Annotated in this window: 2 protein-coding genes; both read right to left on the bottom strand. The window is 67.8% G+C overall.

Annotation, left to right across the window (positions count from 1 at the left end; genetic code table 11):
• Positions 1-150: 150 nt before the first annotated feature.
• Entirely contained in the window at positions 151-1719 is a 1569-nt protein-coding gene (locus ENN83_RS15805; protein ID WP_287188690.1) for a glucan biosynthesis protein, read from the bottom strand.
• Between the two features lie 384 nt (positions 1720-2103).
• Positions 2104-2928 carry an FAD-binding oxidoreductase gene (locus ENN83_RS15800; protein ID WP_287188688.1) on the bottom strand — a complete coding sequence of 275 codons (825 nt, stop codon included), beginning with the start codon at positions 2926-2928 and terminating at the stop codon, positions 2104-2106.
• Positions 2929-3104: the final 176 nt, after the last annotated feature.

Below are 3104 nucleotides of genomic sequence, written 5' to 3'. Positions count from 1 at the left end.
GCAGCAAGAGCCGCGTCAGCCAGGCGAGCACGCCAGCGCGGTGCGGGGATTCCAGCACCTGGCGTGGCATCTCCATCGGCGCGAAAGGCGGCGCCCAGTGCATGTCCTCGACCGCGGTCGAGGCCTCGGGCTCGATCAGACGTTCGGCACTCATTCCTTGATCCATTGGTAAAGCCAGGTTTCGCTGAGGTTGCGCCCGAATCCGGTGATGCCCGCACGCAACTCGACCAGCCTGCCATCGGGCGCGCTGGCCTCGATCACCAGCCGCCAGATATCCGTTCCCGAGACCCGGGACAGCACGGCCTCCACGATCTCGCCGCCGCTGGCATGGGTTTCGGGCTCGAGCTTGGCGTCGGCGGGCAACCCGGACAGGGTGCCGCCTTCGAAGTCGATCACGAATTTGCGGCGGTCATGGACGTTGCGCACACCCGCGACGCCACCCTTGCCGACCCGGGTGCGGACGATGCGCGCGCGTTCCCCGCACCCATCGCCGGGCGGCGTCATGCCCCAGTGCAGCCGGTAGGCGACCTCCAGCGCATCGCCCCTGCGGACCTTGCCCTCGGGCACCCAGAAGGCCACGATATTGTCGTTTCCTTCCAGATCAGACGGGATCTCGACCAGCCGGACAACCCCCTTGCCCCAGTCGCCGAGCGGCTCGACGATCAGCGAGGGGCGCCGTTCGTAATGTGCGCCCGCGTCAAGATAGCTGTCGAAGGCGCGGTCGCGCTGGATCAGCCCGAACGAGGCCGGGTTGCGCGCGCCCAGATAGGAACTGGCCAGCCGCGGCGGGTTGTTCAGCGGCCGTATATAGGTGTCGCCGCTGCGGGTGTTCAGCACCAGCGCCTCGCTGTCATGCACCCGCGGACGGAAATCGTCAAAGGCGCCGCGGTCGTTGTCGCCCAGCAGATACATCGAGGTCAGCGGCGCGATGCCCAGTTGCGCGACATCCTCGCGCAGGAAAAGCCGGGCGGTGACATCCATCACCGTGGTTTCACCCGGCACGATCTCGAACCGGAAGGCGCCGGTCACCGAGGGGCTGTCGAGGGCCGCGAACAGCGTGACGGCCGTCGCGTCCCGGGCCGGGCGTTCGATCCAGAACTCGCTGAAGTGCGGGAACTCCTCGGGACCGCCGATGGCGGTATTCACGGCCAGCCCGCGCGCGCTGATCCCGTAGACATTGCTACGGCCAAGCGCGCGGAAATAGCTGGCGCCCAGGAATGCCACGACCTCGTCGAAGATGTCGGCGCGGTTCAGCGGCGCATGCAGCCGGAAACCCGCCACAGTGGGCAGGGGCATGTTGGCCGGGACCCGGTCGGCGAGCGTGCCCTCATACTCGAAATCCTCGGCCGAGAAGCCCATCGGCTGCACCACCCCGTCCACCACCTCGTGGACCGCGACCGGCGTCTTGAACAGCCAGCCCGGGTGGAAGGCATGCAGCCGGAAGAACGAGCCCTTGAATTGCCAGCGCGCATGGTCGGGCCGGAACCGGATCCGACGATAGGCGTCGTAATCGAGCCCGGCGATCAGGCCCTCATGCTGGGCGGCGGGGATATAGGCGCTTGCGGCGCGCGCGCGCATCCGTTCGGCCAGCAGATCGAACGAGAAGATCTCGGGCTCGGGCAGGGGGGCCATTTCCTGCTGCGCCAGGGCATCACGGGGCAGCAAGGCTGCGGCGGCGACCGAGCAGGAAAGTCCGCCAAGAGCCTGGCGACGCGTCATGTTCGCCACGGCCGACCCTCGTCCCGAGGTGGGAAAACCTTCTGTCATCAGGCACCTCCTGCGCCGCGGCCTGCATCACTGGTTGCCACAAGAAACGCGCCCTGTCCCGGTATGTCGTAATTCCGTCATGCTGCACGGCAGAATCACGCCGTTCCCGCGGGCGTTGTCGGCGGAATTTGGTGAATCCTTGAGCGGCTGCAATGTTACATTCGGCGCAGTTGATTGCATTGCCCGCTAAACCCCTGCCTCATAGGCGGAAATCTGCTCAAGACATGCCGGCACGGCGATTCCGGAGGCGGTTTGCTGTTTCGTCCCCGGCCCGGTTGGCTCGGAGCAATGCTGCGCATGCAACGCCTTGGCGCCCGGGCCGATCCTGCCCCGCACTCAGCCTTGGGGCGGCAGCATCTTGCGGGGGTTGAGCAGTCCGGCCGGGTCGAACGCGGCCTCGAGCGTGCGCATCCAGTCCAGCGCGGCCCCGTGTTCGGCGGCCATGTATTCTTGCTTGCCGATCCCGATCCCGTGCTCGCCCGAGACCGTGTCGCCCAGCCGCAGCGCGGTTTCGGCCAGCCGCCCCGAGAACTCCAGCGCGCGGGCCATCCCGGCGGCATCGCCGGGATCGACCCGCACGCCGCAATGGAAATTGCCGTCGCCGACATGGCCGACGATGGCGCTGGTCAGGCCCATGGCGCGGGCCAGGTCCTGCGCCTCGACCACCGCTTCGGCCAGCTTCGAGATCGGCACGCAGACATCGGTGGCCAGCGTCCGCTTGCCCGGCTCCAGCCCGCCGGTGGCATGGTGGGCGTTGTGGCGCATCGCCCAGAGCGCATTGCGGTCCTCGGTGGTGGTAGCGTCCTGCCAGCCTGCGACGCCGAACCCGTCCGCGATTTCGCGAAAGGCCACGGCCTGTTCGGCAACGGCAGCGGGGCCGCCATGAAACTCAAGGAAAAGATGCGTGCTTTCAGGTAGATCGGTGCCGGAGTGAAGGTTGAAGCCGCGCACCATGGTTTCATCGACCAGCTCGATCCGGGCCATCGGTATGGCGGACTGGATCACTGCGATCACGCAATCGACGGCCGCTGCCACGCTGGCAGAACGGCAGGTCGCGGCCGAGATCGCCTCGGGCCGGACATGCCGCGCGCGCACCGACGCTGCGGTCGAGAGCCGCGGGCCAGGGATGTCGGCAATCTCGGCAAGGGCGCCGATTCTCATCTCCTGTCGCGTTCTCATCTCCTGTCGCGGGGTGCGGCCCCGATCAACCGCGTCGGCGGGCGGATTGCAGGGGCTCAGCCGTGGCTTTCCAGCAGCGCGCGCAGATCGTCCAGCGTGTTCGCCTCGGCCGGGGGCTTGTCGCGGCGCCAGCGCGCCATCCGGGGAAAGCGCAGTGC

Source organism: Rhodovulum sp., assembly GCF_011048875.1.
In the GTDB taxonomy this organism is placed as follows: domain Bacteria; phylum Pseudomonadota; class Alphaproteobacteria; order Rhodobacterales; family Rhodobacteraceae; genus Rhodovulum; species Rhodovulum tesquicola.
The sequence above is the reverse complement of the archived record's forward strand: the minus strand, read 5'-3'. Positions and strand labels throughout refer to the sequence as shown.